This is a genomic window from Afipia birgiae 34632 (assembly GCF_000308295.2).
GTDB lineage: Bacteria > Pseudomonadota > Alphaproteobacteria > Rhizobiales > Xanthobacteraceae > Afipia > Afipia birgiae.
Genome location: NZ_HG326656.1, coordinates 76,978 through 80,798, shown reverse-complemented (window position 1 = coordinate 80,798; position 3,821 = coordinate 76,978). Strand labels below are relative to the sequence as shown.

Sequence of the window (3,821 nt, the reverse complement as noted above, 5' to 3'; positions counted from 1 at the left end):
CAGCGCGCCGCATCGGAGCGTGCCGCGGACCGAGTGACAGCCGCCGGCGACGGCCGAGGGCGTCTGGAGGAGGGGAGGGGGCTGGCAGCGGTGGCGTCCTCTCGTCGATCGGAGGCCCGGCAGGCGTGATTTGACGGGCTGAGGACCACGAGAATCGCTGATTTGCGGATTGGCGTCCAACACTATCGATAAGGGCGAGTTATCGATAGTCATAAATCATCGAGCCAAGGATCTAGCCTGAAGCACTTCGCTACGCCGCGGCGGCGGATTCGAGCTCCGTATCGAAAGCGTCTCTTTCAACGCGGCCATGATTCATCAGCAAAGTTTGGATCGTCAAAGGAGATACATCGAAGTGTTCCGCTACGTCCTGCTGGCTTTCCATGGAGTAGTCGCCAGCCAGCATCTCATCGACCGCTGAAAATGGGCTAAGAAACTCAGCAGCAAAGGACCTCTGCATCTTCTGGCGATAAGTGTATGCCTTCGTAGCTGGCAACAGGCGTCCAATGGGGGGGCGAGCTAGACGATCACCAAGGAGCCGCGCGAGCTCAAACCGCCGGCCGGAGCGCCATTTGGAGCGCAACACCACTCGGCTCGCATTTTTGTGAACCTCATCCAGCGCAAAAGAAATATCAGGCGAGCCTCGGCGATCGTCAATTACGGCCTGATCAACGCCTGCGATCTCAGCAAGCTTGCGGCTGGAAATTGGCTTTTCGCCCAACCGCTCCTGTTCGCGCAGCGCACGAGCCGCCGATGCACCAACTCGGTAGGCTGGTATCTGCCCACCGATACGTAAGCCAATTTCAGCAGGCAGGCGCGCTACGTCCTTCGGAGCAGCGTCAAAGCCGTAGCTCGTGGCAACATCGCGGAGATGATTGCCCGTAAGGATCTTTCCGCTCTGACCATGTTCCGCTGCGAGTTCCTCGACGGCCGACGCACCTAGGTCAGCGATGTCCTTTACAAGGTGTTCTACGACCCCGCTTTCGGCGGCGTCTGGATCTCTTCCTAGTAGGGCTTCGAGTTTGCGGGCGCGAGCAAGCTCGGGCACCCGACGTTCCTCACAAACGCTGGCCCAAATCGTCTGAAGATTGCTTCCAGATATCGATGCCCAATCCAACCGTTCGATCACTTGACCAATGAAAAGATCAAGTTCGGACTCGAATTCGCTCGCGGGCAAGATCCCAGCGTGGTCAGCGATGTATCGGAACGGAGTTTGCGGACGCTCGGTTGTAGGTTTGGAAATAAGTGCGATCCGCTCCCCATCAGAGAATATCGTAATATTTGGCCAGATATACCCAGATCCGATAGTTGCCATACGGTGAGCGTACGGCCAGTCGTAGGCGTTGGAACGAGGCTCCCAACGCAGCCGCCACCAGTTCCAGGCAAGCCATTCGGCTAGGTGATAGGCGGAAAGCAGGGGCGACTGACGAAGACGGTTGGCCAGGACGTCGTTTCCCTCAGTCAACCAAATGCCTTGGGCCTTGATGCCGAGCGCGGCAAAGCAGGCCCGCTCCTCCGGCGAGCCTACGTCGAGCGACTCCCAATCCGCCGCTATCGTCCAGCTGGCTGGCATCTCTGCTTCCAAATCGCTTTCACGTTGTCACGCATATCGTCCTCCTCTTCGAGGCGATAGCCGTGATAGACTCCTGTGGTCATAGGATCCGTCTTGGCCTCATAAACTTCACCTTCCATGTCCACGGACCAGATAAACTTCGGGAAGCCGTCAAAGGCAAGCTCGCTTACCATTCCGAGGTTAATTCCCTGCTGCAAGAGTCCCTGTGCCTCCGCCAGTGGCACAGTTCGAAGAAGATCACATAGTGATTTCGTGGGGCGTGGATTTGTACGCTCAAGGCCGTAGTCAGCGGGATTTCGTTTGTGGTGACCGCTGCCGATATAGCGCGCGCGAAGAGCCAGCTCCTCCTTTGCGCCGTCGGACAATAGATCTTGAGGTGCCACTCGCCTTTTCGGATTGTTGCCCGCCCGTTTCATTCGTCTTCGTTTCCTAGAAATTCCATCAGCCCCACTGTATCAGACTTTGGCATGGAACTCATTCGTAACTACCTGTCGTGCCTATGTGATGCCTAGATGCAGCTGGCACAGAAGGGGAGGGGGTTTTGGCCCTACAGCCCGCTCGCCTTGGTGAGATTGACCCGGAAGCGATCTCGCCGGCGCTGGTATTTGCGAGTCATCTCGGCGGATGCGTGGCCGAGCTGTTTCTGCACGTAGCGTTCGTCGACCTCGGCCGAGGACGCGAGGCCAGCGCGCAGCGAATGCCCCGCGAACTTTTGCTCCCGTTCGCCTTCCGACAGGTCGCCCCGGACGCCAGCGGCCAATGCGACGCGTTTGACCAGCCGTGCCACCTCCTGGTCGTTCAGCCGCTCAGAGCCCACCGCCTTGCCTTGGCCGGTGACGCGCCGGAACAGGGGGCCATGGGCGATGCGAGCGAGTTTCAGCCAAGTCTGCAGAGCAACGACCGGGCAGGTGGCATCAGACGAGCCGCGACCGACCTCAACCTCGCGCCAGCCGGTTTTGCCGCGTAGCGTCACCAGAACGCCCTTGTCGAAAGCCTCGACCCAACCGCGTCCGTCCTCGGTCTGATCCCTGGCAACGTCGAGACCGACGATTTCTGAGCGGCGCAGACCGCCAGCAAAGCCCAGCAGCAGCATGGCGCGATCGCGCAGACCGCGTAGCGTGCCGCGGTCGAAGGTCTCCAGCATCGCGATCAGGTCTTCCGGGAGGATGGCTTCCTTCTGAAGGGGAGGGGAGGCGTGGGTGTTGCGGATGCCGGCCATGACCGTGGCGATGTGGCGATCCTTCCTGTCCAGCGCCTGGCCGCGTTGCGCATAATTCCACGTCAGCGAGGAGAGCCGGCGCTCGATCGTCGACACGGAGTTCGGCTTCTTGTCGCCTGTTGCCTTTCCGGACGCACATGCGGTGATGTAGAGGCCGACCACCTGCGGATCGGGCGGAAACATCTCGACGCCCTGCCGGCGGCACCAGGTGGTAAAATGCTTCCAGTCTGCCGCGTAGGCGCGGCGCGTGTTGGCTGAACTCGCCGCCTCGACATAGCCACGCGCCCGATCGGCGAGCGCGTCGAGATGCGCCGGCAGGCGCGGGTTCGACACGACCGGAAGGGGAGGGGGTGAGGAGTGGTCGGCATCGCCGGCGGAAAGCCAACGATTTGGCTTTCCGAACGACGAACGCCCGGAGCCATAGCGGAGGGCTTCGGCTTCCGCCGGCGGCTCCTCCGGTATCTTTCCCATCTCCATGACCACGTCGATGATATCCGGCAGGTCGTCCTTGAGCTCGGCCGACGGCCGCGCCGCCGAAACGTCAGCCGTTGGCCCCGTGCCGTGGGACGGTCCGGAGGGTCGATCGACGTAATTTCTCGGCTTCTGCTCGACGTTTTGGGCCATTCTTTATATAAAGAGCAAAACGACCGATAATGCAACATTATCGCTCGTTGTTATGCCCCGACAGGCGCGGCGGTTTTGTGCGATTTTCGTGGTGATAACCGCCGCTCCAAATTACCCTTCGCCATGTCCCGCGCCCGAATCATCCCCGAACCGCCGCCGACCTTCCCGCCGTTTCCCGGCTGGGCGCGGGAGGCCGCAGCCGGAGAAGAGGCGGCCGACGCCATGTTTTTAGCCGGCGCCGCGCTCGCGGCGATCCATCCCATCGCCCGCGGCGAACACCCGCTCGGCCTGCTGTGGCGTCAGCGCCTGGCGCTCGCCAGTGCGGCGGTGCTGGTGGGCCACGCCGGCAGAACCGAAGACGAGGCAAGCCTGCGCGACGCCTGGTATCTGCGCCGCGAGCGCGACGAT

4 protein-coding genes are annotated in these 3,821 nt (G+C 61.3%); 1 reads left to right on the top strand and 3 read right to left on the bottom strand.

Annotation, left to right across the window (positions count from 1 at the left end):
* Positions 1-250: 250 nt before the first annotated feature.
* The 3 genes from BN32_RS25270 to BN32_RS25260 form a co-directional block, all read right to left on the bottom strand.
* Positions 251-1,570, bottom strand: coding sequence for a hypothetical protein (locus tag BN32_RS25270; RefSeq protein WP_006023653.1), 1,320 nt, complete (start codon positions 1,568-1,570; stop codon positions 251-253).
* Positions 1,549-1,986 carry a hypothetical protein gene (locus tag BN32_RS25265; RefSeq protein ID WP_006023654.1) on the bottom strand — a complete coding sequence of 146 codons (438 nt, stop codon included), beginning with the start codon at positions 1,984-1,986 and terminating at the stop codon, positions 1,549-1,551. The genes BN32_RS25270 and BN32_RS25265 overlap by 22 nt, the downstream gene beginning before the upstream one ends.
* Positions 1,987-2,117: 131 nt before the next feature.
* On the bottom strand, positions 2,118-3,413 hold the full coding sequence (locus BN32_RS25260; protein ID WP_019200234.1) for a site-specific integrase: 1,296 nt from the start codon (positions 3,411-3,413) through the stop codon (positions 2,118-2,120).
* A 75-nt stretch (positions 3,414-3,488) separates the two neighbouring features.
* Here BN32_RS25260 and BN32_RS27995 point away from each other — a divergent pair.
* Positions 3,489-3,821 (top strand): DUF1403 family protein (locus BN32_RS27995; protein WP_244438282.1); only part of this gene is annotated, 333 nt, incomplete at its 3' end.